The following is a 26,650-nucleotide window of genomic DNA, read 5'->3' as shown; positions in this document are numbered from 1 at the left end:
AGCCGCAGGCCCCATGCCAATGAAACAGCGTATCCGCGACAAGCTGGACAATCTTGCCGACCGTCTGCAGGAGCTCGATCGCCTGCTCGCCAGCAGCGAGGCGGCCAGCGACATGGACAACTACCGCAAGCTCACGCGCGAGCATGCCGAAATCTCGCCGGTCGTCGCGCTCTACCGGGATTTCTGTCAGGCGCTCGAAGACGAAGCCACCGCCCGGGACATGCTGGCCGACCCGGAGATGAAGGAACTGGCCGTTGCCGAGCTGGAGACCGCCCAGGCGACCCAGGCGCGCATCGACGGCGAACTGCAGACGGCCTTGCTGCCCCGCGATCCCAACGATGAGCGCAACCTGTTCCTGGAAATCCGCGCGGGTACCGGTGGCGACGAGGCGGCGCTGTTCGCCGGTGACCTGCTGCGCATGTACACCCGTTACGCGGAGCGTCAGGGCTGGCGTGTCGAGATCATTTCGGCCAGCGATTCCGAACTGGGCGGCTACAAGGAGGTCATCGTCCGGGTGGCCGGCAATGGCGCCTATTCCCGCCTGAAGTTCGAATCCGGTGGCCACCGCGTGCAGCGGGTGCCGGCCACCGAGACCCAGGGGCGCATCCATACGTCTGCTTGCACCGTGGCCGTGATGCCCGAAGCCGATGAAGTCGGCGACGTGGAACTCAACCCGGCCGATCTGCGCATCGATACCTTCCGGGCCTCCGGTGCGGGCGGCCAGCACATCAACAAGACCGACTCGGCGGTGCGTATCACCCACATTCCTACCGGCATCGTGGCAGAATGCCAGGACGGGCGCTCCCAGCACCAGAACAAGGCTTCCGCGCTGCGTGTGCTGGCGGCGCGAATCAAGGACATCCAGGTACGCGAGCAGCAGGCCCGCGAGGCTGCGACCCGCAAGAGCCTGGTCGGCAGCGGCGATCGTTCGGAACGCATCCGCACCTACAACTACCCGCAAGGCCGGCTCACCGATCATCGCATCAACCTGACCCTCTACAAGCTCGACGCGGTGATGCAGGGCGAGCTGGATGAAGTCATCGCGGCGCTGACTGCAGAGCATCAGGCCGAACTCCTGGCGGCACTGGCCGACGAGAATGCCTGAGCGGACCCTCGGGGCCGCGCTGGCGGCGGCGCGGGGGCGCATCCCGGCCAGCGAGGCGCGCATGTTCCTGTGCAGGCTGCTCGGCATCGGGGCTGCTCAGGTGGCGGCCTACCCGGAACGCGGCCTGTCGCTCGAGCAGTCCGCGCACTATGCGGCCTGGCTCGAACGTCGAGCGGCTGGCGAGCCGATGGCCTACATTCTCGGAGAGCGGGAATTCTACGGGCGGCCTTTCCAGGTGGGCTCGGCGGTGCTGATTCCACGCCCCGAAACCGAACTGATCGTCGATCTGGTCCGCGAGCGGATTGGTCCGGGGAGCGCGCCGCGCATCCTTGATCTGGGAACGGGTAGCGGCGCGCTGGCCGTGACGTTGGCGCTGGAGATTCCGGAGGCGCAGGTGATGGCGGTGGACCTGTCACCGGCCGCACTCGAGGTCGCGCGTGGCAATGCGGCCCGCCTCGGTGCTACGGTGCGCTTCATCGCGAGCGACTGGTTTTCCGCGGTGGACGCGACAGCTTTCGATTTCATTGTCAGCAATCCACCGTATATTGCCGATGCGGATCCGCACCTGGATGATGGCGACGTGCGTTTCGAGCCCCGCACGGCGCTGGCGTCAGGGCCCGCAGGGCTCGACGATCTGCGCCGGATTGCGCTGGCGGCGCCGGCCTTTCTGGCGCCCCGCGGTTACCTGTTCATGGAGCATGGCTACGATCAGGCAGCAATGGTCCGTGACTTGCTTGTTTCCTCTGGCTTCCAGGAGGTGGCGTCGGCAGTGGATCTGGCTGGTATCGAAAGAACGAGCCATGGCCGCCGCCCTTGACGCCTTCCTCCGTCAGGCCTAGACTTTCCCGACTGAATTGCTCAACTATTCTATTTGCGAGACCACGATGGACGTTCAAAAGATCATTCACGAACAAGTCACTACGCACCCGGTCGTGCTGTACATGAAGGGTACGCCGGCCATGCCGCGCTGTGGCTTCTCCGCCGCCGCCGCGCAGATCCTCAAGGTTTCCGGTGTGCAGGACCTGTTCTCTGTCGACGTGCTGTCCGACGACGCCATCCGCCAGGGCATCAAGGAATACGCCAACTGGCCGACCATTCCGCAGCTCTACATCAAGGGCGAATTCGTCGGCGGTTCGGACATCATGAAGGAAATGTTCGACTCCGGTGAGCTGAAGAAGCTGATCGACGAAGCGCTGGCCTGAACTAAGCGGGCTTGAAAACAGACGGGGCAGCCATTGGCTGCCCCGTTTGCATTGGTGGCCAGCTTGCTTCAGACGCTGGAGATGCGGCTGTTGGCCAGGGACAGGCGGGTGGCGAGGACTTCGAGGAAGCCCTTGTAGAAGTGCATCTGGCACAGCGCGGAGGCGCGCAGCAGGGCCGGCGCCCGGATGATCAGGATGCGCGTCTCGGCGGTGGCTTCCACCGAAGCGGTGCGTGCGCCGCGTCCGGCCGTGAAGAGTGCCATCTCACCGAAGCAGTCGCCGGTGCTGAGCACGTTGAGCAGGTGGCCCTTCTTGATGATGCGCAGCTCGCCATCCACGACGATGCAGAAATGATTGCCCGGCTCGCCTTCCTTCATGACGATGGAGCCGGCCGGAACCAGTCTCCATTCCGCGAAGCGGACGATCTCCCAGATTTCGATGTCGCTGAATTCCCGGAAAAAGCGGAAGGCGCGCAGACGCTCGAACTTGGCACTCTCCGGCGGCTCGCTGCGGTCGTCCGCTGCGAGGTTGCGGTTGCGGTAGGCCTGGGCCAGGTCGTGGGAAAACTCCATCCAGGTCGCGTAACGGGCGGATAGGTCCTTCTGCATCGCGCGCACGACGATGGCATCCAGTTCGGGCGGAATTTCAGGACGGATGCTCGATGGCGGTGGGGCGACCTGGTTGGCGATCTGGTAGATCAGGTTGACGTTGGTGCTGGCCTGGAAGGGCAGCTGCCCGGTCAGCAGCTGGTACATCACCACACCGAGGGAATAGATGTCGGTGCGGTGATCCAGCGGCATTTCGCGGACCTGCTGCGGCGACATGTAGGCCGGCGAACCAAGGCCCGACACCTGCGTCGTCTCACTGGCCGTGAATATAGCCGCGCCGAAGTCGGACACCTTGATGTCCTGACCATTCGGTGAGGTGAGCAGGATGTTGGCCGGCTTGATGTCCCGGTGCGTGACGCCCTGCAGGTAGGCGTAATCGAGGGCCCGCGTGCACTTGAAGATGATCTCCACGAGGCGCTCGAAGGACAGCAGATTGTCCGGCTTCGTGAAGGGCTCCAGCGTGCCGCCGGGCACGTACTCCATCACCACGTAGGCGTCCCGATCCTCGATGACCGCATCGTGGATCTGGGCGATGTGCGGATGCTGCAGCTTGCCGGCGAGGGAGGCCTCGTTGAGCAGCAGGTGGTGGTACAGCGCGGTGCGGTCGGTACTGCGCAGGATCTCCGGATGGAGGCGCTTGATGGCCACCTCGCGCTGGCTGAAAGGATCGAAGCCGAGATAGACGGCGCTCGTTGCGCTCTCGCCGAGCAAACGCCGGATCTCGTACTTGCCGATCCTTTCCATCATGTCTCTCCTCAGGCCAGACGCGCACGGGCGCGAGCGATGGCTGCGCGCACCTGATTGGGGGCCGTACCGCCCACGTGATCGCGGGCCGCCAGCGAGCCTTCCACCGTCAAGACTTGGAACACATCCTCACCCAGACGTTCGACTGCGCCGGCTACATGAGCCATTGCCGCGCGCAACTCTTCGAGCGGGATCTGCGGCAGGTCGCAGCCCTTTGCATCGGCGGCACGCACGGCCAGCGCAACGGCTTCGTGGGCGTCGCGGAAGGGCAGGCCCTTCTTGACCAGGTAGTCGGCCAGGTCGGTGGCGGTGGCGTAACCCTGGGTCAGCGCGGACTGCATGGCGGCCGGCTTGACGCGCACGTTGAAGACTTTTTCGCCGTTCTCGACGCGGCTGCCCATCATGTCAGCATAGATGCGCAGGGTGTCGATGGCGGTGTCGGCGGAGTCGAACAGCGGCTCCTTGTCTTCCTGGTTGTCCTTGTTGTAGGCCAGCGGCTGGCCTTTCATCAGGGTCAGCAGCGCGATCAGGTTGCCGTTGGCACGGCCGGTCTTGCCGCGCACCAGTTCGGGCACGTCGGGGTTCTTCTTTTGCGGCATGATCGAGCTGCCGGTGCAGAAGCGGTCGGCCAGGTCGATGAAGCCGACGCGCGGGCTCATCCACAGGATGAGTTCTTCCGACAGGCGCGACAGATGGGTCATCAGCAGCGACACGGCGGCGCTGAACTCGATGGCGAAGTCCCGGTCCGACACCGCGTCGAGGGAGTTGAAACAGACTTCCTCGAAACCCAGCAGCCCGGCCACGTATTCCCGGTCGATCGGGTAGGTGGTGCCGGCCAGAGCGGCGGAGCCCAGCGGCAGGCGGTTGACCCGCTTGCGACAGTCGGCGAAGCGCTCGGCGTCGCGGCGCGTCATCTCGTAGTACGCCATCAGGTGATGGCCGAAAGTGACCGGCTGGGCGACCTGCAGGTGGGTGAAGCCCGGCAGCGGGGTGTCGGCGTGGTGCTCGGCCAGGTCGAGGACGGCCAGTTGGAACTCGCGGATCAGGCCGAGGATGTTGTCGATGGCATCGCGCAGCCACAGGCGGATGTCGGTGGCGACCTGGTCGTTGCGGCTGCGGCCGGTGTGCAAACGCTTGCCGGCATCGCCGACGAGTGCGGTGAGGCGCTTCTCGATGTTGAGGTGGACGTCTTCGTCGTCCAGGTTCCAGGTGAACTCGCCGCGCTCGATCTCGCCGACGATCTGCGCCATGCCGCGCTCGATGTCGGCCAGATCGGTGGCGCCGATGATGCCCTGCTTGGCCAGCATCGTGGCGTGGGCGAGGGAGCCGCGGATATCCTGGGCGGCCATGCGGTTGTCGAAGAACACGCTGGCGGTGTAGCGCTTCACCAGGTCGGAAACGGGTTCGGAGAAGCGGCCGGACCAGGCCTTGGGGCTGTCCTGCGGCGAGGATTGATCTGCCATAATTGCGAATGCTCTCTGCGATTAAGTTGGCCTATGCCCGTGGAGAATCCCGTGGATTCAAGGTTTTGGCCCGATTTTTGACCCATGAGTATAAAACAAAACCCGCAGCTTGCCGGCCGTGTGCGCTACCAGGGGGCCTTGCCTGACTTCCGCAATCTGGGGGTCGTGCTGCGCATCCTGCTGCTCGTCAATGCACTGGCCCTGCTGGCGGTGTTCGTCCGCAACGAGGCTGGCAGCCGCTTTGCGCAGGACGTGCTCGACATGGCGATGCGGGTCGAATTCCCGCTGATCCTGTCGGTTTCGCTGCTGTTCCTGCTCCAGCCCGTGCTGGGGCGCCTGCCGACGCCGGGTGGAGCCATCGCCGCGGGCGGACTTGTTCTGGTGGTGGCCGTGCTCTCCCATCTGCTGCTGGCGCCGGTGGATGGCTATGGCCTGGGGCGTTCCCTGGTCTGGTCCTGGATGGCCCTCGGTTGTGTGCTGGCCTATTTCCATCACCGTGGCGCAACCTATGCGCCGGCGCTTGCCGAGGCCCGCCTGCTGGCGCTGACCGCACGGATCCGCCCGCACTTCCTGTTCAACAGCCTGAACGGTGTGCTGGGCGTGCTGCGTTCCAATCCACGGCGGGCCGAGGAGGCCCTGGAGGAGTTGTCCGATCTGTTCCGGGCCCTGATGCAGGACAACCGCGACCTGGTGCCGCTGGCCGAGGAGGCGCGCCTGTGCGAACGCTATCTGAGCCTGGAGCGCCTGCGCCTCGGCGGGCGGCTGGCGGTGGACTGGACGAGGGACCCGGCCGCCGATGCGGCGCTGGTGCCGCCGCTGATGCTCCAGCCGCTAGTCGAGAACGCCGTCTATCACGGCATCGAGCCCGGAGAGGCGGGGGGCACCGTCGCCATCTCCACGGCCCGGCGCGGTGCGGAAGTCCATATCGAGATCGCCAATCCCGTATGCGGCGTCGCCATGCACCATGTGGGCAACCGCATGGCGGTGGACAACATCCGGGAGCGCCTGATGCTGTTCTTCGATCTGGAAGCGAGCTTGGACGTCGAGCAGGGGGACGACGTTTACCGGGTGCGCATCCGTCTGCCTTTCAGGGTTGCCCGATGACTGCCGTGCCGCCGCTCTCCGTGCTGATCGTCGATGATGAAGCGCCGGCCCGCACGCGCCTCCAGGACCTGCTCGGCGATCTTGCCGAGGTGCACCCGACCCGCGTCATCGGTGCTGCGGGCAATGGCGTGGAAGCCCTGGCCGTGTTGGAGCGGGAGCGGGCGGACCTGGTGCTGACGGACATCCGCATGCCGGTCATGAACGGCATCGAGCTGGCCCGCCACCTGGGACGGCTCGAATCGCCGCCGGCCGTGGTGTTTACCACCGCCTACGACGAGTACGCGGTGCAGGCCTTCGAGTTGGCGGCGATCGATTACCTGCTCAAGCCGGTGCGTGCTAGCCGCCTCGCCGACGCGCTGGCCAAGGTGCGGCGCCAGCACCGGCCATCGGAGGACACCCTGCGCCAGCTGTCGCCGGGCGGGCGGGGGCATTTCTGCGTCAGCGAGCGCGGGCGCATTCTGCTGGTGCCGGTGGCTGATGTGCTGTTCCTCAAGGCTGAGCAGAAATACGTGGTGGCCCGCACCCGCGAGCGGGAATATCTGCTCGACGAATCCCTGGTGCAGCTTGAAGAGGAATTCGACGGCCGCTTCCTGCGCATCCACCGCAACAGCCTGATTGCCATCCATGCCGTGAAAGGCGTTGCACGCGCCACCACCGGCGAAGACGGTGAAGCCCACTGGGTCGTGCTGTTCGACGGGCTGGCCGAGCAGCTGCCGATCAGCCGGCGCCAGTGGCCGGTGGTCAAGGAAGCCTTGAAGGTCTAGGGAACGTCCGGTTTCGCGGGTGTTCCAAGATGGGCTCCCGTACAATCGTGCCCATGGAAAAACCTGGCACTACCCCCTCTTTGCTTTCGTATCCCCCTTACCGTCCCAAGCTGAAACGGGCGCCTTTCCTGCCCATGAGCCGGGCGGAAATGGACGCGCTCGGCTGGGACGAATGCGACATCATCGTCGTCACCGGCGATGCCTATATCGACCATCCCAGTTTCGGCATGGCGCTGGTCGGCCGCGCGCTGGAGGCCCAGGGTTTCCGCGTCGGCATCATCAGCCAGCCGGACTGGCATTCCGCCGACGCCTTCCGCGCTCTTGGCAAGCCTCGCCTGTTCTACGGCATTACCGCCGGGAACATGGATTCGATGATCAACCGCTACACCGCCGACCGCAAGCCGCGCTCGGACGACGCCTACACGGCGGACGCGCAGCCCGACAAGCGCCCCGACCGGGCGGTGGTGGTGTACGCCCAGCGCGCCCGCGAAGCCTATCCGGACGCCAACATCGTGATCGGCAGCATCGAGGCCAGCCTGCGCCGCATCGCCCATTACGACCACTGGTCCGAGAAGGTGCGCCGCTCGGTGCTGCCCGACTCCAAGGCTGACCTGCTGATCTTCGGCTCCGGCGAACGGGCGGTGATTGCGCTGGCCCATCGCCTGGCCGCCGGCGAGCCGATCGAAGAGATCCGCGATCTGCGCGGCACGGCCTTTATGGTCAAGCCAGGCTGGCACCCGGAGGGCTTCGTGGAGATCGATTCCGTCGCCATCGACCGGCCCGGCCCCGTCGAGCCTCATCCCGATCCCTATGCGATGGAGCCCCAGCAAACCGCCCCGGCGACGCCGGATGGCGCGCAGCCGGTGCGCATCGTGCCCGCCGCCGAGCGCGTCGCCGCCCGCAAGGCCGCACGTGCCCACCAGGTCATCCGCCTGCCGGCCTACGAGGTGGTGAAGGACGACCGGGTGATGTACGCCCACGCGTCGCGCACCTTCCACCTGGAGTCCAACCCCGGCAACGCCCGCGCGATGGTCCAGGCCCATGGCGTCGGCCCCGGCTGCCGCGACGTATGGCTCAACCCGCCGCCGCTGCCGCTCTCCACCGAGGAGATGGACTGGGTCTTCGGCCAGCCCTACGCCCGCCAGCCGCACCCGAGCTATGGCGAGGCGCGCATCCCGGCCTGGGACATGATCCGCTTCTCGATCAACATCATGCGTGGCTGTTTCGGCGGCTGTACCTTCTGCTCGATCACCGAGCACGAGGGGCGCATCATCCAGAGCCGCTCCGAGGCCTCCATCCTCAAGGAGATCGAGGAGATCCGCGACAAGACGCCGGGCTTCACCGGCACCATCTCCGACCTCGGCGGCCCGACCGCCAACATGTACCGGATGGCCTGCAAGGATCCGAAGATCGAGTCCTCCTGCCGGCGCCTGTCCTGCGTCTTTCCGGGCATCTGCGAAAACCTCGGCACCGACCATGGCCCGCTGATCCAGCTGTATCGCAAGGCGCGGGCGATCCCCGGCGTGAAGAAGGTGCTGATCGGCTCCGGCCTGCGCTACGATCTCGCCGTGCGCTCGCCGGAATACGTGAAGGAGCTGGTCACCCACCACGTCGGCGGCCTGCTCAAGATCGCTCCCGAGCACACAGAGGAAGGCCCGCTCTCCAAGATGATGAAGCCGGGTATCGGCACCTACGACCGCTTCAAGGAGATGTTCGAGCGCTTCTCGAAGGAAGCCGGCAAGAAGCAGCACCTGATTCCCTACTTCATCGCCGCCCACCCGGGCACCACGGACGAGGATATGGTCAATCTGGCCCTCTGGCTGAAGACCAACAATTTCAAGCTCGACCAGGTGCAGACCTTCATGCCGACGCCGATGGCGATGGCGACCACGATGTACCATTCCGGCAAGAACCCGCTACGCAAGGTGTCGGCGGGATCCGAAGCGGTCGATACGCCCAAGTCCGGCCGCCAGCGCCGCCTGCACAAGGCGCTGCTGCGCTACCACGATCCGGAAGGCTGGCCGCTGATCCGCGAAGCCCTGCGGGCGATGGGCCGCGGCGACCTGATCGGCGCATCTCCGCGCCACCTGGTGCCGCGCGATCAGCCGGTGGTCCTCGACCGTGGTGAAGGACGCAAGTGCGCAGCCGGCGCGCCGCGCAAGAGCGGCGGCAAGGCCGCCAGTCCTGTCGGTGCACGCCGTGCGCAGCCGGAGGTCCGCAAGCCGCCGGCGCTTGCGGCCGCGCGGCCGCGCGGGAAGCGCTGAAAGTTCATCGCCGCCGGCGGCCTGCCGGCGTGTTCTACTGAGTCACTCAGCCAGCGCCGTTTCGACTCATGCTGAATGGGCGAAAACGGGCCCGGCCGATCGGCCGGGCTTGTCTTTTCTGCGCGCGTCGGGGATGCACCATTGTCGTCTTTGCGACAAGCCCCGGTGTCCGCCGATGGCGCGGAAAGCCTTGTCCTGCAAGGCACGGCCGTTTTCGTACGGGCTGGCATTCCTTTTGCACAGTAATGGTCATTTGCCATCTACCTGCCAAGGAAGCCGCCATGCTGTACGACCGCTACGAAAAAGACCAACTCCTCTTCAACATGAACTTCAAGGAAGCCGTCGGCGACAAGGCTGCCTATCGCGGCGAGCTGGTGGTGATCGAAGGGGAAGTCGGTGATGCCCAAGGCCGCCGTAACGCGCCGAAGGCCGTGCTGAAGCAGGGCGTGTCCCTCGCCGCCGGCGACAAGCTGGTGTTCCTGGCCGGCTCCCTCGACCAGCTCGACCTGGTCGAACCGCTGTTGGCCAAGTACGGCCCAGACTTCGCCGAAGGCTCCAAGGCGATCCTGTTCGTGGTCAACGTCGCCAAGCCGGTGCTGTTCGATTTCAACGGCGCCACCGTCGAGCTGATCCCGCTGCAGGACGGCATGACCTGGAACGAACTGGCCGACCTGATCGGCTACGAAAAGGAAGACTTCAAGGGCCAGACCGCCTCCCAGAAGGTCGTGACCCTGGTGGATGGCCTGGCCTCCCGCAAGCCCAAGCTCGACAAGCTCACCCTCGCCGAAGTCATGGGCCTGGCCACCGACGCCAAGCGGGAAGCCCGCGGCGCGGTCTAAGCCACCGCCCCCGGAGAGGCGGCGGTTACGCCGTTTCTCCCTTTCCCTTGTAACCTGCCGACAGCCGGCTCGCCGTTCCTGCGAGCTGGCTGTGGTCGTTGCGTCCGGACACCCGAGCCGAGGCCTCAGCCATCATGCGCATCAATCAGCCTGTTACCCGTTCGGAAACCCTGCTGCCGGACGGTGAGTTCATCTATTCCCGTACCGACCTGAAGGGCACGATCATCGAGGCCAACGAGGCCTTCGCCACCGTCAGCGGTTTTCGCCGCGAGGAGATGCTCGGCCAGTCGCACAACATGGTGCGTCATCCGGACATGCCGCCGCAGGCCTTTGCCGACATGTGGCGTGACCTGCAGGCCGGGCGTCCGTGGCGCGGCCTGGTCAAGAACCGGCGCAGCGACGGCGGCTATTACTGGGTCGTCGCCAATGCCTCGCCGGTGCGCGAGCATGGCCGCGTCACCGGCTACCAGTCGATCCGCGCGCGCCCGGCGTCCGGCGACGTGGCCGCCGCGGAAGCGGCCTACAAGCGTATTACCGATGGCGACACGTCGATCCGTATCGAACATGGCCGCGTGGTGCCGGCGCGGGTGTCGCCGTGGGCTCTGCTCGGTTCCTTCCCGGTGCAGCTGATCGGCGTGGGTTTTGGCTGCCTGCTCGGCAGCCTGCTGATGGTGTCGGGTTTCGCGTCGGAGCTGCCGCCTTATGTATTGCAGGGCCTGGGCCTGATCGGCCTGCTGTGGAGCGCCTGGTTCCTGGCTTTCTTCGTGCCGCGCATGCGGCGGGATCTGGGGGCCATCACCGACCATATCGAACGCCTGCTGACCAGCGGCAACCTGGATCAGCGTTTCCATCTGGCGCGACCCGACGTCGTCGGGCAGATCGGCCGTGGGCTGGATGATTTCGTCGCGTCGGTGCAGGCCACGGTCCAGGGTATGGCGGATACGGCGTCGCAGGTCCAGCAGGTGGCCAGCCGGGTTGCCCAGGGCGTTGCCGAAAGCGCAAGTTCGGCGGAGGTGCAGGGCGAGGCGACGGCCTCGGCGGCCCAGGGCATCGAACAGATTTCCCAGTCCATCGGCACCGTCGCCGCGTCGGCGGCAGCAACCCGTGCGGCGGCGGAGGCGGCCAGCCAGGTATCGGTGCAGGGCGCCAGCCTGTCGGTGCAGGCCAGTGAAACCATCCTGGCGCTGGCCGAAACAGTCACCACGTCGGCCCAGCAGGTGGAGTTCCTCGGCACCCAGTCGGCGGAGATTTCACGCATTTCCGGCGTGATCCGCGAGATTGCCGATCAAACCAACCTGCTGGCCCTCAATGCGGCCATCGAGGCGGCGCGGGCCGGCGAGCAGGGCCGTGGTTTCGCGGTGGTTGCCGACGAGGTGCGCAAGCTGGCCGAGCGCACCGGCCAGGCGACCCAGGAGATCGGCACGATGATCGGCAGCATCCAGGCCGAAACCGGCAAGGCTGTGGATGGCATGCGCGCCGGCGCGGTGCAGGTGGAGGCGGGGGTGCGCCTGGTGCAGGACGCCCGTGAAGCCCTGCAGGCCATCCAGAGCCAGATGGCGGAAACCCAGGACATGGTGAACGGGATCTCGCGCCTGTCCGAAGAGCAGCAGGGGGCGGTGGCCCACCTGACCGGCAGCGTCGAGCGCGTGTCGGCAATGACCGACCAGAACCAGGCCGTCATCGGAGTGACCCGTGAGGCGGTGCAGATCCTCAATCAGGCTGTCGAGCGGATGGAGATTGCGGTAACCCAGTACGCGGTGTAGGTGGGGGCCAGCCCGGGGGCCGGAATGCCGGCCCCCGGCACCGTGTATCAGCCGCTGTTGCGCAGGCCGGCGGCGATGCCGTTGATGGACAGGTGGATGCCGCGTCGCACGCGTTCGTCCTGGTGCCCTTCCCGGTAGCGGTGCAGCAGTTCGACCTGCACGTGGTTGAGCGGGTCGAGGTAGGGGAAGCGGTTGCGGATCGAGCGCTTGAGCAGCGGGTTGGCGTCCAGCAGCTCGCCCTGGCCGCTGATGGTCAGCAGCATCTCGATGGTGCTGGCGTGCTCCTTGGCGATGCGCGGGAAGATCGCCTCGCGCAGCGCGCCGTCCTTGACCAAGTCCGCATAACGGCTGGCGATCGCGATGTCGCTCTTGGCCAGCACCATGTCCATGTTGGACAGCAGCGTCGAGAAGAAGGACCACTCCTTGTGCATCGCCTGCAGGCGGGCCAGGCCGGCGTCGCCGTGCTTGGCGATGTAGGCGTGCACCGCCGAGCCGAAGCCGTACCAGCCCGGCAGCATCAGGCGGCACTGGGCCCAGCTGAACACCCACGGGATGGCGCGCAGGTCTTCGATGGCGGTGGATTTCTTGCGGGACGCCGGGCGGCTGCCGATGTTCAGCGCGGCGATTTCCGAGATCACCGTGGATTCCCAGAAATAGCGCTCGAAGCCGTCGGTCTCATAGACGAGGTTGCGGTAGGCCTTGAAGGCGGCGTCCGACAGCTCGTCCATCGCTTCCAGGTATTCGGGGCGCGGAGCCGGATCGCGCGGCGCGAACAGCGTGGCTTCCAGCGTCGCGGCGGCCAGCACTTCCAGGTTGCGGCGGCCGACTTCCGGGTTGGCGTACTTGGAGGCGATGACTTCGCCCTGCTCGGTGAGGCGGATCTGCCCCTGCACCGCGCCGCCCGGCTGGGCCAGGATGGCCTGGTAGCTGGGGCCGCCGCCGCGGCCGACGGAGCCGCCGCGGCCGTGGAACAGGCGCAGGCGCACGCCGTGGCGGGCAAAGGTGTCCACCAGGCCGATCTCGGCCTTGTAGAGCTCCCAGCCGGAGGTCAGGAAGCCGCCGTCCTTGTTGCTGTCGGAGTAGCCGAGCATGACTTCCTGCTCCTTGCGGCGGGACGCCAGCAAGGCCATGTAGGCGGGCAGCGAGAACAGGCGGTCCATCACGCCGGCGGCGTTCTGCAGGTCGCCGATGGTCTCGAACAGCGGAATGATGTTCACGTCCAGCACGCCTTCGGCCGGGCGTAGCAGGCCGGCTTCCTTGGCCAGCACGGCGACTTCTAGGATGTCGGAGACGTCGTCGGTCTTGGAGATGATGCAGTTGGGTACCGCGGCCTTGCCGTAGCGCTGGTGGGCGGCGCGGGCGGCGCGGAAGATCGCCAGCTCGCCGCGGCTTTCCTCGGAATACTCGATCCACGGGGACGCCAGCGGGCGCGCGGTGGCGAGCTCTTCGAGCAGCATCTCGATGCGGCCGGCTTCGTCGAGGGCCAGGTAGTCCTTGGCCGGGTCAGCGGCCTTCAGCAGTTCGGCGACGACGCGCTCATGCACGTCGGAGTTCTGGCGCAGGTCGATCGGTGCCAGGTGGAAGCCGAACACCGAGACCGCCCGGCGCAGGTGGCGCAGGCGGCCGCGGGCGAGGGTGCCGAGGCCGTTGGCGGTGAGGGAGCGGTGCACGATCTCCAGCTCGTCGGCGAGTTCGTCCGGGCTGCCGTAGGGCGCTGCCGGCGCAACCGCGTGGCGCGGCGGCTGGTGGCCGAGGAGCTGCGCGTAGGTGGCGGCGAGGCGCGCATAGACGCCGGTGAGCGCGCGGCGATAGGGCTCGTCGCTACGGTGCGGCGAGCCGTCCGGCGATGCGCCGGCGAGGCGCAGCAGCGCGTCGGACGCGCTGACCAGGCCTTGGGCGATGGATAGCTGGGAGCCGAGGGTATGCACCTCGTCCATGAAGTAGGTCAGGGCCTTCTCGGCCTGGGTGGCGAGGGCCTTTTCGAGGATCTCGGCGGTGACGAAGGGGTTGCCGTCCCGGTCGCCGCCGATCCAGCTGCCGACGCGCATGAAGTTGGGCAGCTCCAGCGCGCCCCAGCTGCGATCGCGGGCCACCAGGCGGTCTTCCACGTTGGCGTAGAGGCGCGGTAGTTCGCGCAGGAAGCTGTAGTCGAAGTAGGACAGGCCGTTGCTGACCTCGTCCATCACCGACAGCTTCTCGGTGCGCAGCATGCGCGTCTGCCACAGGGTCAGCACCGCGCGGCGCAGGGCCTCGTCGTTGGCTTCCTGCTCGTCGGGGGTCAGCTGCATGCGGTCGCGCTCGTCGAGCAGGCGGGCGATCGCCATCTGACAGTTGAGGATGCTCTTGCGCTGCACCTCGGTCGGGTGGGCGGTCAGCACCGGCACCACGTTGGCGGTGTCGAAGAAGGCTGCCAGTTCCGTACTGCCCATGCCGGCCTCGAAGGCCCGCTCCAGCGCGTGGGCCAGGCTGCCTTCCTTCGGCGCGGAGCCGGCGATCTGGTGCGCGCGGGAGCGGCGGATGTGGTGCTGGTCCTCGGCGATGTTGGAGAGGTGCGAGAAGTAGCTGAAGGCGCGTACCACGTCGATGGTCTGGTCGCGGGACAGGGAGTCCAGCGTGGCTTCGAGTTCGCGGCGGGCGGCGTGGTCTTCGTGGCGGCGGAAGCGGATCGAGCTCTGGCGGATGGTCTCGACCAGGTCGAACACCGCTTCGCCTTCCTGGGCGCGCACGGTATCGCCAAGCACGCGGCCGAGCAGGCGGATGTCGTCACGGAGGGGGAGGTCCTTGTCTTCGCTGCTTGTCTGTTCGCTCATCGGGGGCGGAATCCTGTCCTGTCGGTTACGGTCGGCGCGGGAGGCGCATCAGGGCGCCATGCTAGAATCCAGACCCGAATGGTCGCCATAGGTGCCTACCCTGATTGCTGCGCTGCGCAAGTCTGCAGCTTGCCCGTGGGTTCCCGCCTTGTCCATTCCTCCGAACCGCCCATTTACGCCAGCCGAGCCCGAATACCGTGAGCGCCTCTACGCCCGACCGCATCGTCATCGCCACCCGTGAAAGCCGCCTCGCCCTGTGGCAGGCCGAGCACGTCAAAGCCCGTCTCGAAGCCTTGTACCCGTCCTGCCGCGTCGAACTGCTGGGCATGACCACCCGTGGCGACCAGATCCTCGACCGCCCGCTGGCCAAGGTCGGCGGCAAGGGCCTGTTCGTGAAAGAGCTGGAAACCGCGCTCCTCGACCGGGCGGCCGACATCGCCGTGCATTCGATGAAGGACGTGCCGATGACCCTCGCGCCCGAGTTCGCGCTGGTGGCTATCGCCGACCGTGAAGTGCCGCTGGATGCTTTCGTGTCCAACAAGTACGAGAGCCTCGACGACATGCCGCCGGGCGCCGTGGTGGGCACCTCCAGCCTGCGCCGTGAATCGCAGATCCACGCCCAGTACCCGATGCTGGCGGTCACCAGCCTGCGCGGCAACCTCGACACCCGTCTGCGCAAGCTCGACGAAGGCCAGTACGACGCGATCATCCTCGCCGCCGCTGGTCTGACCCGCCTTGGCCTCGCCAGCCGCATCCGCGCCACGCTGCCGTCCCACGTGTCGCTGCCGGCGGCCGGCCAGGGCGCGCTGGGCATCGAGGCGCTGGCTGATCGTCCCGAAGTGGCGGCGTGGATCGCTCCGCTGGCCAACCCCAACTCCGCCGCCTGCGTGCGCGCCGAACGGGCCACCTCGCGGGCGCTGGCCGGCAGCTGTGAAGTGCCGCTGGGCGCTTACGCCGAAGTGCAGGACGGCCAGCTGTGGCTGCGCGGCTTCGTCGCGCTGCCCGATGGTTCCCGCATCGCACGTGCCGAGCGGCGCGGCTCCATCGACCAGCCGGAGGCCCTCGGCCTGGCGCTGGCCGAAGACCTGCGGGCCGATGGCGCCGACGAGATCCTCGCCGGCCTGTAGCCATTCGATCATGGCCGTCGGCCAGCAACCCCTCGCCGGGCGCTCCATCCTCATCACCCGTCCGGCAGGGCAGGCCGACAGCCTGTGCGCGGCGCTTGCCGCGCTGGGGGCCGAGCCCCTGCGCTTTCCGCTGCTAACCATCTCGCCGGTGGCCGATCCATCGCCGCTGCAGGCCGCCGCCCGGCGCCTCGGCGATTTCACGCTGGTCTTCTTCGTCAGTCCCAACGCGGTGCATTTCGCCCTCGACGCAATGCTGCCGGTGATCGGCGCCTGGCCGGCCGGAGTGGCGCTGGCGACGGTCGGCAAGGGCAGCGAAGCCGCCCTGGCGGCGCGGGGATTTGCCGACGTGATCGCGCCGGCCGACGGCTTCGACAGCGAGGCCGTGCTGGCCTTGCCGGCTTTCCAGCCCGCCGCCGTGGCTGGCCGTCGGGTGCTGATCCTGCGCGGCGACGGCGGGCGCGACCTGCTCGGCGACACCCTCAAGGCCCGCGGTGCGCTGGTCGACTACCTGACCTGCTATCACCGCAGCGGGCCGGCGGAAGATTTCGCGCCGGTCGTCACCCGCGCCCGGGATGGGCGCCTCGATGCGCTGACGCTGACCAGCAGCGAGAGCGTCGGCCATCTGCTGGCCTTGCCGGATGCCACGGCCCTGCGGGACATCCCGGTATTCGTGCCGCACCCGCGCATCGCCGCGGCGGCGCAGGAGGCTGGTTTTTCCACGTTGATTGCCACCGGCGCCGGCGACCAGGGCCTCATCGATGGCCTCGTCGGCCATTTCGCCGAGCGCAAACACACTACTTATCCGGGTTAAACTCGTTTTCATGAGCAACGAAATTCCGAGCCTTCCCTCCATCGATGCCGCCCAGCCGGCGTCGTCGGCGCCCGCTTCGCGGCGCGGTTCCACCCTCATCGTCGCCGCCGTGGCGCTGGTCCTGCTGGGCTGGCAATGGGCCGACACCCGTAGCCGCATCACCGATCTGCAGGATGAACTGACCCGTCGCACCGCCGACGGCGACAACCTGGCCAAGGAAGGGCGCGTGCTGGCGAAGGAAGCCCAGGACCGTCTGCAGGAACTGCAGGGCAAGGTGGGCGCCCTGGAGGCGCGCCTGAACGATTCCCAGGGCCAGCAGGCGGCGCTGGAGGCCATGTACCAGGACTTCTCCCGCACCCGCGACGACCGCGTGCTCGGCGAGGTGGACCAGGCCGTGGCCATCGCCGTGCAGCAACTGCAACTGGCTGGCAACGTGCAGGCCGCGCTGTTTGCGCTGCAGACCGCCGACGCACGCCTGGGCAACATCGACCGTCCCCAGTGGCTGCCGCTGCGCAAGGCGCTGGCCGGCGACATCGAAACCCTCAAGTCGCTGCCGCAGGTGGATGCGGGCGGGATGGTCCTCAAGCTGGAAACCCTGATCGGCCGGCTGGACAACCTGCCGCTGGCCTTCGAGGCCAAGCCGAGGGGCGATGCGTCCAAGGCCGGCCACGCCGAAGCCGGCTGGCTGAAGGGGTTGTGGCTGGATTTCTGGGCCGAGTTCAGCCAGCTGGTCCGCATCGAGCGCATGGACCGGCCCGACCCGGCGCTGCTGGCGCCGAGCAATGCGGTGTTCCTGCGCGAGAACCTCAAGCTGCGCCTGCTCAATGCCCGTCTGGCGCTGCTGTCGCGGGACGGCAACTCCTTCCGCGAGGACGTACGCCTCGCCGCCCAGTGGCTGGAGCGCTACTTCGATGGCAATGACGCGTCGGTGAAGGCCGCCGGGCAGGATCTGGCTGAACTGCGCAAGGCGCCGGTCGGCGTCGACCTGCCGACCCTGCAGGCCAGCCAGTCCGCGCTGCGCAGCCTGATGGCGGCGCCGGAGAAGCGCGTCGAGGCCACCCAGGCCACGGCGAGCACACATGCCGCCAAGTCGGCCAAGAAGAACTGAGGTCGGCGATGCGTGGATTGTTGTGGTTGCTCGGCCTGTTCGCCCTTGCCGCCGGTCTCGCGGTGGCCGGCCGTTACAACGAAGGTTATGCGCTGCTGGTGTGGTCGCCGTACCGGGTGCAGATTTCCCTCAATCTGCTGATCCTGCTGCTGCTCGGCGGCTTCGGCATGCTCTACGGCGCCTCCCGCCTGGTCTCGCGGACGATGGCCCTGCCCGGCGCGGTGCAGCGTTTCCGCGCCCGGAAGAGCAAGGAGCGCGCATCCCAGGCGCTCTATGACGCGACCCGACTGCGCATCGAAGGGCGCTTCGGCCAGTCCCTCAAACAGGCGATCGCCGCCTACGAGGCCGCCGAGTCGCCGGGCCTGGCGGCGTTGATCGCGGCGCGAGCGGCCCATTCGATGCGTGATGACGAGCGCTACCGCCACTGGCTGGCCAAGGCCGCGGAGCACGACGGCGAGGTCCGCGTCGCGCGCCTGATGACCGAGGCCGAACTGGCGGTGGAAGGCCGTCGTTTCGACGAAGCCGCCGAGCGCATCGCCGACCTGCAGGCCGGTGGTCAGCGCCACATCGCCGCGCTGCGCCTGGCGCTGCGCACGGCCCAGTCCCAGGGCAACTGGGTGGAGGCGGTGCGCCTGGTGCGTCAGCTGGTCAAGGTCAAGGCCCTGCGCCCGGACCAGGCCGAGCCGGTCAAGCGCCGCGCCCACCAGGAAGGCCTGCGCCAGCGCGTTGGCGACGCCCGGGCCCTGCAGGCCTACTGGCAGGGCGTGCCGCGGGACGAGCAGCGCGATGCGGCGGTGGTGACCGAACTGGCCCGCGCGCTGATCGCGGCGGGGGACAGCGACGGTGCCCAGAAAGTCATCGAGGCCCGCTTGGCGGGCGAATGGGATTCGACGCTGGCCGGTGTGTACGGCCGCTGCGACGACGGCGATATCCGCGGCCGGCTGGTCCGGGCCGAGGAATGGCTCAAGAAGCATCCGCGGGACCCGCAGCTGCTGCTGACCCTGGGCCGCCTGTGCGTGCAGTCCCAGTTGTGGGGCAAAGCCGAGAGTTACCTGGAGGCCGCGCTGGCCATTGCCCCGGGCTGGGAGGCCCATGTCGAGCTGGCCCACCTAGCCGAACGTATCGAGCGCACGGACGATGCCAACCGGCATTACCGGGCGGCAGCGGAGCTGTCGCGCCGCTGATGTTTTACCGGGCCGGCATTCGCCGGCTCGTCATGCCTTTTTCAAATTCCGCGGATACCGTTAGAATTTTCGGGCTTGCCCAGCCGTGCAGCGACCCGTCGTGCTCGATAGTTTTTCTCAATTCAGATTATTTCTCTAATCAATTTGAGCGATTGGGCTGTCGGGCCTATCATGTGATCTCCAGAATTCATCAACCCGTGAAGGAAACAGCTATGTCCCTGATCAATACCGAAATCAAGCCGTTCAAGGCTACCGCTTTCAGCAATGGCAAGTTCGTTCCGGTTTCCGACGCCGACCTGAAGGGCAAGTGGTCCGTCGTTTTCTTCTACCCCGCTGACTTCACCTTCGTCTGCCCGACCGAGCTGGGCGACCTGGCTGACGTCTACCCCGAATTCCAGAAGCTGGGCGTCGAGTGCTACTCCGTTTCCACCGATACCCACTTCACGCACAAGGCCTGGGCCGACGCGTCCGACACCATCAAGAAGATCAACTACCCGATGGTTGGTGACCCGACCGGCACGATCACCCGCAACTTCGACGTGATGATCGAAGAAGAGGGCCTGGCCCTGCGCGGCACCTTCGTGATCAACCCGGAAGGCGTGATCAAGGTCGCCGAGATTCATGACCTGGGCATCGGCCGTGACGCCAAGGAACTGCTGCGCAAGGTGCAGGCTGCCCAGTACGTGGCTTCCCACCCGGGCGAAGTGTGTCCCGCCAAGTGGACCCCGGGCGAGGCGACCCTGTCCCCGTCCTTGGACCTGGTCGGCAAGATCTAATCAGCCGCCAGCCAGTTCTGGCGAGCTGTTCTGCAACGCCCGGACGTCCTTGCGACGTCCGGGCGTTATTGCATTTTGAGCGCCAACAAAAAAACCGCCGGATTCGATCCGGCGGTTTTTTTGTGTCTTTCAGTTCCTCAGGCCCTTCAAGCCCAGTCGCGGGGCACGAGGAAGTCCGTGTAGAGTTTCTCTTCCGCGCTGCCTGCCTCCGGGTGCCAGTCGTAGCGCCATTTGACGATCGGCGGCATGGACATCAGGATGGACTCGGTGCGCCCGCCGGATTGCAGGCCGAACAGGGTGCCTCGGTCGAAGACCAGGTTGAACTCCACGTAGCGTCCGCGGCGGTAGGCCTGGAAGTCGCGTTCCCGCTCGCCGTAGGGCGTGTCACGGCGACGTTCGACGACCGGCAGGTAGGCCGGCAGGAAGGCGTCGCCGACGCTGCGGGTCATTGCGAAAGCCGCATCGAAATCCACCTTGCCGTCGGCGCCGTGGTCGTCGAAGAACAGGCCGCCGACGCCGCGCGGCTCGTTGCGGTGCTTCAGGAAGAAGTAGCGGTCGCACCAGTCCTTCAGGCGTTGGTACTCGTCCTCGCCCCACGGCAGCACGGCGGCCTTGCAGGTGGCGTGGAAGTGGCGGACGTCTTTCTCGAAGGGGTAGTAGGGCGTCAGGTCCATGCCGCCGCCAAACCACCACACGTCGTCCTTGCCCGGCGCGGAGGCGATGAAGAAGCGCACGTTCATGTGCACGGTCGGGCAGTACGGGTTGCGCGGATGCAGGACCAGGGACACACCCATCGCCTCGTAGCTGCGGCCGGCCAGTTCGGGGCGTGCGGCGGTGGCGGACGGGGGCAGGCCTTCGCCCATCACATGGGAGAAGTTGCAGCCGCCGCGTTCGAAGAAGTTGCCCTCTTCGATCAGGCGGGTGAGACCGCCGCCGCCGGCCGGGCGCTCCCAGCTGTCGGTGACGAAGGGCTTGCCGTCGAAGCTTTCGAGGGCGCTGACGATGCGTGCCTGCAGGTCGAGGAGATAGGCCTTGACGGCGTTGCGGTCGGGCATGGGCGTCTTTCCGATGGAAAAGAAAAAGGCCGGCTCTGCAAGGAGCCGGCCAGGATCAACAGGTGCCAGGCAAGGCTGCCGGCGTCAGGCCTTGCGGCCGACCGCGCGGTAGCCGATGTCGCGGCGGCACTGCATGCCGTCGAACTGGATCTGGTCCACCTGTTCGTAGGCGAGCTTCTGGGCGCTCTTCACGTTGTCGCCGAGGGCGGTGACGCACAGCACGCGGCCGCCGCTGGTGCGCACTTCGCCGTCGGCTTCGGTGGTGCCTGCGTGGAAGACGTGCACGTCGTCGGAGACGGCGCTGTTCAGGCCGCGGATCGCGTCGCCCTTGCGCGGGCTGTCCGGGTAACCGGCGGCGGCCATCACCACGCCCAGTGCGAAGCGGCGGTCCCACTCGGCCTCGATCTTGTCGAGCTTGCCGGCGATGGCGGCCTCGACCAGATCAACCAGGTCGGACTTGAGGCGCATCATGATCGGCTGGGTTTCCGGGTCGCCCATGCGGCAGTTGAATTCGACCACGCGAGGCGCGCCCTTGCCGTCGATCATCAGGCCAGCGTACAGGAAGCCGGTGTAGGGCAGGCCGTCGGCGGCCATGCCGGCCAGCGTCGGGTTGATGATCTCGCGCATCACGCGGGCGTGCACCTCGGGGGTGACCACTGGGGCCGGTGAGTAAGCGCCCATGCCGCCGGTGTTGGGGCCGAGGTCGGCGTCCTTCAGGCGCTTGTGGTCCTGGGAGGTGGCCAGCGGCAGCGCGTGGCGGCCGTCGGCCATCACGATGAAGCTGGCTTCCTCGCCGTCCATGAACTCCTCGATGACAACCCGCGGGCCGCGCTCGTCGTACTGCACGCCGAGCGTGTTGTGGGTGAGCATCGCGTCGATGGCCTGGTGGGCCTCGTCGAGGGTCATTGCCACCACCACGCCCTTGCCGGCGGCCAGGCCGTCGGCCTTGATGACGATCGGCGCGCCTTCCGCGTCCACGTAGGCATGAGCCTCGGCGGAGTCGGAGAAGGTGCGGTACTTGGCGGTCGGGATGTTGTGGCGGATCAGGAACTGCTTGGCGAAGTCCTTCGAGCTCTCCAGCTGGGCGGCCAGCCTGGTGGGCCCGAAGATCGGCAGGCCGGCGGCGCGGAAGGCGTCGACGACGCCGGCGGCCAGTGGCGCCTCGGGGCCGACCACCGTCAGAGCGATCTGCTCCTTGCGGACGAATTCGACCAGCTCGGGGATCGCGGTGACCGCCACGTTCTCCACGCCCGGCTCACGGGCGGTGCCGGGGTTGCCGGGGGCGACGAAGACTTTCTGGATGCGCGGCGAGCGCGACAGCCTCCAGGCCAGCGCGTGTTCGCGACCGCCGGAGCCGATGACGAGGATCTTCATGGACGGGCCCCGGATCAGTGACGGAAGTGGCGGAAGCCGGTGAGGACCATCGCGATGCCCTGCTCGTCAGCAGCAGCTATCACTTCGGCGTCGCGCACCGAGCCACCCGGCTGGATGACGGCGGTGGCGCCAGCCTGGGCCAGCACGTCGAGACCGTCACGGAACGGGAAGAAGGCGTCGGACGCGACCACGCAGCCGGGGATCACCAGGCCGGCGTTCTCGGCCTTGATCTTGGCGATGCGGGCGGAGTCCACACGGCTCATCTGGCCGGCGCCGACGCCGATGGTCATGCCGTCCTTGCAATAGACGATGGCGTTGGACTTGACGTACTTGGCGACGCGCCAGGCGAACAGCAGGTCGCCGAGTTCCTGTTCGGTCGGCGCACGCTTGGTGACGACCTTCAAGTCGGCCGCGGTGATAGGCGCGAAGTCGGCGCTCTGCACCAGCAGGCCGCCGCCGACGCGCTTGTAATCCGGCTGCTTGACCTGGCCCAGCGGCACGATCAGCACGCGCACGTTCTGCTTGGCCTTCAGAAGTTCAAGGGCTTCGTCGGTGTAGGCGGGGGCGATCAGCACTTCCAGGAACTGGGCGCTGACGGCTTCGGCAGCGGCCTTGTCGACGGTGGTGTTGAAGGCGATGATGCCGCCGAAGGCGGACGTCGGATCGGTGGAGAAGGCCTTCTTGTAGGCTTCCAGCGGGCTGGCGGCGACGGCCACGCCACACGGGTTGGCGTGCTTGACGATGACGCAGGCGGTGCTGTCAAAAGCCTTCACGCATTCCCACGCGGCGTCGGAGTCGGCGATGTTGTTGTAGGACAGCTCCTTGCCCTGCACCTGGGTGTAGGCGGCGATGGCGCCGGCCGGGGCTTCGGATTCCTTGTAGAAGGCGGCGCTCTGGTGGGGGTTCTCGCCGTAGCGGAGGTCCTGCACCTTGTCGAAGGCCAGCTGGAAGCGCTCCGGGTAGGCCTTCTTGGAGCCGTCGTCGGCCAGCGCGGTCAGGTGGTTGGAGATCGCGCTGTCGTAACGGGCGGTGTGCGTGAAAGCCTTGCGGGCCAGGTCGAAACGGGTCTTGTAGGACAGCGCGCCGGCGTTGCCCTTCAGCTCGGCGACGATGGCCGCGTAGTCTTCCGGATCGGTCACGATGCCGACGCCGCCGGCTTCATTGCCGTGGTTCTTGGCCGCCGCGCGGACCATGGTCGGGCCGCCGATGTCGATGTTCTCGATGGCGTCTTCCAGCGTGCAGTCAGGCTTGGCGATGGTGGCCTGGAACGGGTAGAGGTTGACCACCACCAGGTCGATGCGCGGAATGCTGTGCTCTTCCAGCTTGGCCAGGTGCTCGGGCAGATCGCGGCGAGCCAGGATGCCACCGTGGACCTTGGGGTGCAGCGTCTTCACGCGGCCGTCGAGCATCTCCGGGAAGCCGGTGTAGTCGGACACGTCGGTGACCGGCAGGCCGGCATCGCGGAGGGACTTGGCGGTACCGCCGGTGGACAGCAGGGCGATGCCGAGGGCGGACAGTTCGCGGGCGAATTCGATCACGCCGGTCTTGTCGGAGACGCTGAGCAGGGCTTGGGTGACTTTCATGGTGTTTCTCTGGAAGGCCGCGGGGATGCCGCGGCGGTCAATGGAGGAAAACGGGGAGGGCGCCGCTCAGAGCAGTTCGTGCTCGGAGAGCTTGCGGCGCAGGGTGTTGCGGTTGATGCCGAGCATTTCGGCACACAGGGTCTGGTTGCCGCCGGCCTGCTTGAGGACGAACTCGAGCATCGGACGTTCGACGTTCTTGATCACCATGTCGTACAGGGCATTCGGCTTTTCGCCGTCGAGGTCGCGAAAATAGGTGTCCAGCGCCCGGCAGACGGACTCGGCAATCTCATTGCTGGTACTGCTCATGCTGCAAGCTCCTGGGGGAATTCTTCGGGTTCGGCATAGACCAGGCGGCTGTCCCGGTCGGCAAGGCTGCCGAAGAATTCGTCGATGGCAGCCAGCTGTGCCTGGACGGTCGGCAGAGTGTTCATGGTCTTGCGGAACTGCGCGGAGCCGACCAGGCCCTTGGTGTACCAGCTGATGTGCTTGCGGGCGATCTTCACGCCGGTGTCTTCGCCGTAGAAGGCGTAGAGGTCGGCGAGGTGCTCCTTGCACACCTGCAGGATTTCGGAAACCAGCGGGGGCGGCAGCTCTTCGCCGGTCTTCAGGAAGTGTTCGATCTCGCGGAAGATCCACGGGCGGCCCTGGGCGGCACGGCCGACCATGACGCCGTCGGCGCCGGTGTAGTCGAGCACGAACTTCGCTTTTTGCGGCGTGGTGATGTCGCCGTTGGCGATCACCGGGATGCGGACGCGGGTCTTCACGTCGGCGATGGTGTCGTACTCGGCGTTGCCGGTGTACTGGCAGGCGCGGGTGCGGCCGTGGATGGCGATCAGCTGCACGCCGGACTCCTCGGCGATGCGGGCTATCATCGGGGCGTTCTTGTTGGCCTTGTTCCAGCCGGTGCGGAACTTGAGCGTGACCGGCGTGCTGCCGGCGGCCTGGATGACGGCCTCGAGGATGCGCGCGACCAGCGGCTCGTCCTGCATCAGCGCCGAGCCGGCCATCACGTTGCAGACCTTTTTGGCCGGGCAGCCCATGTTGATGTCGATGATCTGCGCCCCGCGGTCGATGTTGTGGCGGGCCGCTTCGGCCATCATGGCCGGATCGGCGCCGGCGATCTGCACGGAGATCGGTTCCACCTCGCCGTCGTGGTTGGCGCGCCGCTGGGTTTTGGCGCTGCCGTAGAGCAGGGAGTTGGAGGTGACCATCTCGGACACGGCGAGACCCGCCCCCAACTTTTTGCAAAGCTGGCGGAAGGGACGATCCGTCACGCCGGCCATGGGCGCGACGAACAGGTTGTTTCGCAAGGTGAATCCGGCGAATTGCATCGGGGGAGGCACAGCTGGGGAAAAGCAGCGCATTCTACCTCAAGGGCCATCCGTCTGGCAGGTGCCGACTTCCCGCAATGGCGTGAGGTTCTTCCTTTCGGGAGAAGCGTTTCAGGGCACTTCGGAGTACTGCATGCGGCTCTGGATGCGCACTGCATGAGCCGCCAGGCGTGGACCGTAGGTCTTTTCGTACTTGCGCGGATTGGGCAGCATGACCGCCAGGCGGGCCGCCTGGGCGGGCGCCAGCTGGGCCACGGAAACCCGGTAATAGCGCTGGGCGGCGGCCTCGCAGCCGAAGATGCCGTCGCCCCATTCGACGACGTTGAGATAGACCTCGAGAATGCGCCGCTTGTCCCACAGGTTCTCGATCATCACGGTGATGAGGGCCTCTTCGGCCTTGCGCAGGTAGCTGCGGGCCGGGGACAGGAACAGGTTCTTGGCCAGCTGCTGGCTGATCGTCGAGCCGCCGGCAACGGCCTTGCCTTTCTTCTGGTTCTTCTCGATGGCCTTCTGGATGCCGTCCCAGTCGAAGCCCTCATGGTCCACGAACTTGTCGTCCTCGGCGGCGATGACGGCGCGCTTGAGGTGTACCGAGATCTTCTCGTACGGCACCCAGCGGTACTGGAGCTGGGCGGCGGGATTGCGGGCCAGCAGTTCCTCACGACGCAGGCTCATGAAGCTGGTTTCCGACGGCGGCTCCCATTTCCACCACAGCACGTGGCCGAGCAGCCACAGCTGATAGGCGATGAGGAGCAGGACCAGCGCCAGCAGGCCGCGGCGGGTCCAGTGCCAGAGGGTTTTCACCGCCGGCGCGCCTACAGGCTGGCGCGCAGTTCGGCGAGAACGGGGGCGCTCTGGGGGCGGACGCCGCGCCATAGCAGGAAGCTCTCGGCGGCCTGTTCGACGAGCATGCCGAGGCCGTCGGCCAGGCGCGCGGCGCCTTGCTCGCGGGCTGCGCGCATGAACGGGGTGTCGCCCTTGCCGTACATCATGTCGTAGGCCAGGCTGCCGGGGGCGTACAGGCCGGCCGGCAGGTCGGGGGCCGCGTCGGACAGGCTGGAGCTGGTGGCGTTGATGACCACGTCGAAGCACTCGCCGGCCAGTTCGGCAAAGCCGCAGCCCTGCGGGCGCTGGGCCCCGGAGGAGAACTCGTCGGCCAACTGGACGGCCTTGACGGCCGTGCGGTTGGCGATGGTGAGGCTGGCCGGCTGCGCGTCGAGCAGCGGCAGGATGGTGCCGCGGGCGGCGCCGCCGGCACCGAGCAGCAGCACGCGGCGGCCTTCCACCGGGCAGCCAAGGTTGACGGTGATGTCGCGCAGGATGCCGGCGCCGTCGGTGTTGTCGCCGAGCACGCCATCGGGGCCGAGGGCCAGCGTGTTGACCGCGCCGGCGGCCAGCGCCCGCGGAGTGTGGCGGTCGGCGAAATCGAAGGCTTCGAGCTTGAAGGGCACGGTCACGTTGAGGCCACGGCCGCCGGCAGCGCGGAAGGCCTCTACGCTGGCAACGAAGCCGTCGAGGGGCGCCAGCAGCGCTTCGTAGCTGAGGGCCTGGCCGGTCTGGGCGGCAAACAGGGTGTGGATGCGCGGCGACTTGCTGTGCGCGATCGGGTTGCCGATGACGGCGTAACGGTCCATC

At 67.1% G+C, this 26,650-nt stretch carries 23 protein-coding genes; 13 read left to right on the top strand and 10 right to left on the bottom strand.

All coding sequences use genetic code 11. The features are described from left to right. The first annotated feature begins 19 nt into the window (after positions 1–19). From prfA to grxD, 3 genes are all read left to right on the top strand, one after another. Positions 20–1,105, top strand: coding sequence for a peptide chain release factor 1 (gene prfA, locus AC3QL2_RS07170; protein ID WP_493235586.1), 1,086 nt, complete (start codon positions 20–22; stop codon positions 1,103–1,105). Next, the gene (gene prmC / locus AC3QL2_RS07165; RefSeq protein WP_493235587.1) at positions 1,098–1,922 is read left to right on the top strand and encodes a peptide chain release factor N(5)-glutamine methyltransferase; all 825 of its coding nucleotides are present in this window, start codon (positions 1,098–1,100) and stop codon (positions 1,920–1,922) included. The genes prfA and prmC overlap by 8 nt, the downstream gene beginning before the upstream one ends. Before the next feature lie 67 nt (positions 1,923–1,989). Then, the gene (gene grxD / locus AC3QL2_RS07160) at positions 1,990–2,307 is read left to right on the top strand and encodes a Grx4 family monothiol glutaredoxin (RefSeq protein WP_493235588.1); all 318 of its coding nucleotides are present in this window, start codon (positions 1,990–1,992) and stop codon (positions 2,305–2,307) included. 68 nt (positions 2,308–2,375) lie between these two features. Here the strand turns inward: grxD and AC3QL2_RS07155 are convergent, their stop codons facing one another. Then, the gene (locus tag AC3QL2_RS07155; RefSeq protein WP_493235589.1) at positions 2,376–3,662 is read right to left on the bottom strand and encodes a protein kinase domain-containing protein; all 1,287 of its coding nucleotides are present in this window, start codon (positions 3,660–3,662) and stop codon (positions 2,376–2,378) included. An 8-nt stretch (positions 3,663–3,670) separates the two neighbouring features. Next, entirely contained in the window at positions 3,671–5,122 is a 1,452-nt protein-coding gene (gene argH, locus AC3QL2_RS07150) for an argininosuccinate lyase (RefSeq protein ID WP_493235591.1), read from the bottom strand. Positions 5,123–5,206: 84 nt separating this feature from the next. Between argH and AC3QL2_RS07145 the strand changes: the two genes are divergently transcribed. The 5 genes from AC3QL2_RS07145 to AC3QL2_RS07125 all read left to right on the top strand — a co-directional run bounded on the left by AC3QL2_RS07145 (position 5,207) and on the right by AC3QL2_RS07125 (position 11,856). Further along, positions 5,207–6,226: a sensor histidine kinase gene (locus AC3QL2_RS07145; RefSeq protein WP_493235592.1), complete on the top strand. Its 1,020-nt coding sequence runs from the start codon at positions 5,207–5,209 to the stop codon at positions 6,224–6,226. Next, positions 6,223–6,990, top strand: a complete 768-nt coding sequence (locus AC3QL2_RS07140) for a LytR/AlgR family response regulator transcription factor (RefSeq protein WP_493235594.1) — start codon at positions 6,223–6,225, stop codon at positions 6,988–6,990. Before AC3QL2_RS07145 ends, AC3QL2_RS07140 begins: the two co-directional genes overlap by 4 nt. A gap of 134 nt (positions 6,991–7,124) precedes the next feature. Further along, the gene (locus AC3QL2_RS07135; RefSeq protein ID WP_493235595.1) at positions 7,125–9,254 is read left to right on the top strand and encodes a YgiQ family radical SAM protein; all 2,130 of its coding nucleotides are present in this window, start codon (positions 7,125–7,127) and stop codon (positions 9,252–9,254) included. A 281-nt stretch (positions 9,255–9,535) separates the two neighbouring features. Beyond that, a complete protein-coding gene (locus AC3QL2_RS07130) occupies positions 9,536–10,093 on the top strand; it encodes a hypothetical protein (RefSeq protein ID WP_481119647.1) in 558 nt (185 codons plus the stop codon). 134 nt (positions 10,094–10,227) lie between these two features. After that, complete coding sequence (locus AC3QL2_RS07125) at positions 10,228–11,856, top strand: methyl-accepting chemotaxis protein (RefSeq protein WP_493235597.1); 1,629 nt, start codon at positions 10,228–10,230, stop codon at positions 11,854–11,856. A gap of 47 nt (positions 11,857–11,903) precedes the next feature. Here AC3QL2_RS07125 and ppc read toward each other — a convergent pair whose 3' ends face one another. Then, complete coding sequence (gene ppc, locus AC3QL2_RS07120) at positions 11,904–14,666, bottom strand: phosphoenolpyruvate carboxylase (RefSeq protein ID WP_493235599.1); 2,763 nt, start codon at positions 14,664–14,666, stop codon at positions 11,904–11,906. 197 nt (positions 14,667–14,863) lie between these two features. On the opposite strand from ppc, the gene hemC reads away from it, so the two are divergent. The 5 genes from hemC to ahpC all read left to right on the top strand — a co-directional run bounded on the left by hemC (position 14,864) and on the right by ahpC (position 19,672). Continuing rightward, the gene (gene hemC / locus AC3QL2_RS07115) at positions 14,864–15,793 is read left to right on the top strand and encodes a hydroxymethylbilane synthase (RefSeq protein ID WP_493235600.1); all 930 of its coding nucleotides are present in this window, start codon (positions 14,864–14,866) and stop codon (positions 15,791–15,793) included. Next, on the top strand, positions 15,762–16,604 hold the full coding sequence (locus AC3QL2_RS07110) for a uroporphyrinogen-III synthase (RefSeq protein WP_493235602.1): 843 nt from the start codon (positions 15,762–15,764) through the stop codon (positions 16,602–16,604). The genes hemC and AC3QL2_RS07110 overlap by 32 nt, the downstream gene beginning before the upstream one ends. A gap of 10 nt (positions 16,605–16,614) precedes the next feature. Further along, positions 16,615–17,712 (top strand): uroporphyrinogen-III C-methyltransferase, encoded by a 1,098-nt coding sequence (locus tag AC3QL2_RS07105; protein WP_493235604.1) that lies wholly within the window; start codon positions 16,615–16,617, stop codon positions 17,710–17,712. A gap of 8 nt (positions 17,713–17,720) precedes the next feature. Then, positions 17,721–18,896, top strand: coding sequence for a heme biosynthesis HemY N-terminal domain-containing protein (locus AC3QL2_RS07100; protein ID WP_493235606.1), 1,176 nt, complete (start codon positions 17,721–17,723; stop codon positions 18,894–18,896). Positions 18,897–19,108: 212 nt separating this feature from the next. Next, positions 19,109–19,672: an alkyl hydroperoxide reductase subunit C gene (gene ahpC, locus AC3QL2_RS07095; RefSeq protein ID WP_493235607.1), complete on the top strand. Its 564-nt coding sequence runs from the start codon at positions 19,109–19,111 to the stop codon at positions 19,670–19,672. Between the two features lie 146 nt (positions 19,673–19,818). Here ahpC and hemF read toward each other — a convergent pair whose 3' ends face one another. From hemF to aroE, 7 genes are all read right to left on the bottom strand, one after another. Beyond that, the gene (hemF, locus tag AC3QL2_RS07090; RefSeq protein ID WP_493235608.1) at positions 19,819–20,727 is read right to left on the bottom strand and encodes an oxygen-dependent coproporphyrinogen oxidase; all 909 of its coding nucleotides are present in this window, start codon (positions 20,725–20,727) and stop codon (positions 19,819–19,821) included. A gap of 84 nt (positions 20,728–20,811) precedes the next feature. Then, positions 20,812–22,101, bottom strand: coding sequence for a phosphoribosylamine--glycine ligase (gene purD, locus AC3QL2_RS07085; protein WP_493235609.1), 1,290 nt, complete (start codon positions 22,099–22,101; stop codon positions 20,812–20,814). Positions 22,102–22,115: 14 nt separating this feature from the next. Beyond that, a complete protein-coding gene (gene purH / locus AC3QL2_RS07080) occupies positions 22,116–23,684 on the bottom strand; it encodes a bifunctional phosphoribosylaminoimidazolecarboxamide formyltransferase/IMP cyclohydrolase (RefSeq protein ID WP_493235611.1) in 1,569 nt (522 codons plus the stop codon). A gap of 66 nt (positions 23,685–23,750) precedes the next feature. Continuing rightward, positions 23,751–23,990 (bottom strand): helix-turn-helix domain-containing protein, encoded by a 240-nt coding sequence (locus tag AC3QL2_RS07075; protein WP_079436885.1) that lies wholly within the window; start codon positions 23,988–23,990, stop codon positions 23,751–23,753. Then, complete coding sequence (gene dusB / locus AC3QL2_RS07070) at positions 23,987–25,015, bottom strand: tRNA dihydrouridine synthase DusB (protein ID WP_493235612.1); 1,029 nt, start codon at positions 25,013–25,015, stop codon at positions 23,987–23,989. The genes AC3QL2_RS07075 and dusB overlap by 4 nt, the downstream gene beginning before the upstream one ends. A 111-nt stretch (positions 25,016–25,126) precedes the next feature. Then, complete coding sequence (gene mtgA / locus AC3QL2_RS07065; protein ID WP_493235614.1) at positions 25,127–25,819, bottom strand: monofunctional biosynthetic peptidoglycan transglycosylase; 693 nt, start codon at positions 25,817–25,819, stop codon at positions 25,127–25,129. Between the two features lie 11 nt (positions 25,820–25,830). Then, positions 25,831–26,649, bottom strand: coding sequence for a shikimate dehydrogenase (aroE, locus tag AC3QL2_RS07060; RefSeq protein WP_493235615.1), 819 nt, complete (start codon positions 26,647–26,649; stop codon positions 25,831–25,833). Position 26,650 lies beyond the last annotated feature (1 nt).

The organism is Zoogloea sp. GW822-FHT05C07 (assembly GCF_058800215.1).
Note: the sequence above shows the minus strand (reverse complement) of the source record. Positions and strands in the feature narration are given on the sequence as shown.

What these genes read in the sequence shown, in the direction of transcription:
- prfA (WP_493235586.1), top strand. Translation starts at nt 20, where the DNA reads ATGAAACAGCGTATCCGCGACAAGCTGGACAATCTTGCCGACCGTCTG.
- prmC (WP_493235587.1), top strand. Translation starts at nt 1,098, where the DNA reads ATGCCTGAGCGGACCCTCGGGGCCGCGCTGGCGGCGGCGCGGGGGCGC.
- grxD (WP_493235588.1), top strand. Translation starts at nt 1,990, where the DNA reads ATGGACGTTCAAAAGATCATTCACGAACAAGTCACTACGCACCCGGTC.
- AC3QL2_RS07155 (WP_493235589.1), bottom strand. Translation starts at nt 3,662, where the DNA reads ATGATGGAAAGGATCGGCAAGTACGAGATCCGGCGTTTGCTCGGCGAG.
- argH (WP_493235591.1), bottom strand. Translation starts at nt 5,122, where the DNA reads ATGGCAGATCAATCCTCGCCGCAGGACAGCCCCAAGGCCTGGTCCGGC.
- AC3QL2_RS07145 (WP_493235592.1), top strand. Translation starts at nt 5,207, where the DNA reads ATGAGTATAAAACAAAACCCGCAGCTTGCCGGCCGTGTGCGCTACCAG.
- AC3QL2_RS07140 (WP_493235594.1), top strand. Translation starts at nt 6,223, where the DNA reads ATGACTGCCGTGCCGCCGCTCTCCGTGCTGATCGTCGATGATGAAGCG.
- AC3QL2_RS07135 (WP_493235595.1), top strand. Translation starts at nt 7,125, where the DNA reads ATGAGCCGGGCGGAAATGGACGCGCTCGGCTGGGACGAATGCGACATC.
- AC3QL2_RS07130 (WP_481119647.1), top strand. Translation starts at nt 9,536, where the DNA reads ATGCTGTACGACCGCTACGAAAAAGACCAACTCCTCTTCAACATGAAC.
- AC3QL2_RS07125 (WP_493235597.1), top strand. Translation starts at nt 10,228, where the DNA reads ATGCGCATCAATCAGCCTGTTACCCGTTCGGAAACCCTGCTGCCGGAC.
- ppc (WP_493235599.1), bottom strand. Translation starts at nt 14,666, where the DNA reads ATGAGCGAACAGACAAGCAGCGAAGACAAGGACCTCCCCCTCCGTGAC.
- AC3QL2_RS07110 (WP_493235602.1), top strand. Translation starts at nt 15,762, where the DNA reads ATGGCGCCGACGAGATCCTCGCCGGCCTGTAGCCATTCGATCATGGCC.
- AC3QL2_RS07105 (WP_493235604.1), top strand. Translation starts at nt 16,615, where the DNA reads ATGAGCAACGAAATTCCGAGCCTTCCCTCCATCGATGCCGCCCAGCCG.
- AC3QL2_RS07100 (WP_493235606.1), top strand. Translation starts at nt 17,721, where the DNA reads ATGCGTGGATTGTTGTGGTTGCTCGGCCTGTTCGCCCTTGCCGCCGGT.
- ahpC (WP_493235607.1), top strand. Translation starts at nt 19,109, where the DNA reads ATGTCCCTGATCAATACCGAAATCAAGCCGTTCAAGGCTACCGCTTTC.
- hemF (WP_493235608.1), bottom strand. Translation starts at nt 20,727, where the DNA reads ATGCCCGACCGCAACGCCGTCAAGGCCTATCTCCTCGACCTGCAGGCA.
- purD (WP_493235609.1), bottom strand. Translation starts at nt 22,101, where the DNA reads ATGAAGATCCTCGTCATCGGCTCCGGCGGTCGCGAACACGCGCTGGCC.
- purH (WP_493235611.1), bottom strand. Translation starts at nt 23,684, where the DNA reads ATGAAAGTCACCCAAGCCCTGCTCAGCGTCTCCGACAAGACCGGCGTG.
- AC3QL2_RS07075 (WP_079436885.1), bottom strand. Translation starts at nt 23,990, where the DNA reads ATGAGCAGTACCAGCAATGAGATTGCCGAGTCCGTCTGCCGGGCGCTG.
- dusB (WP_493235612.1), bottom strand. Translation starts at nt 25,015, where the DNA reads ATGCAATTCGCCGGATTCACCTTGCGAAACAACCTGTTCGTCGCGCCC.
- aroE (WP_493235615.1), bottom strand. Translation starts at nt 26,649, where the DNA reads ATGGACCGTTACGCCGTCATCGGCAACCCGATCGCGCACAGCAAGTCG.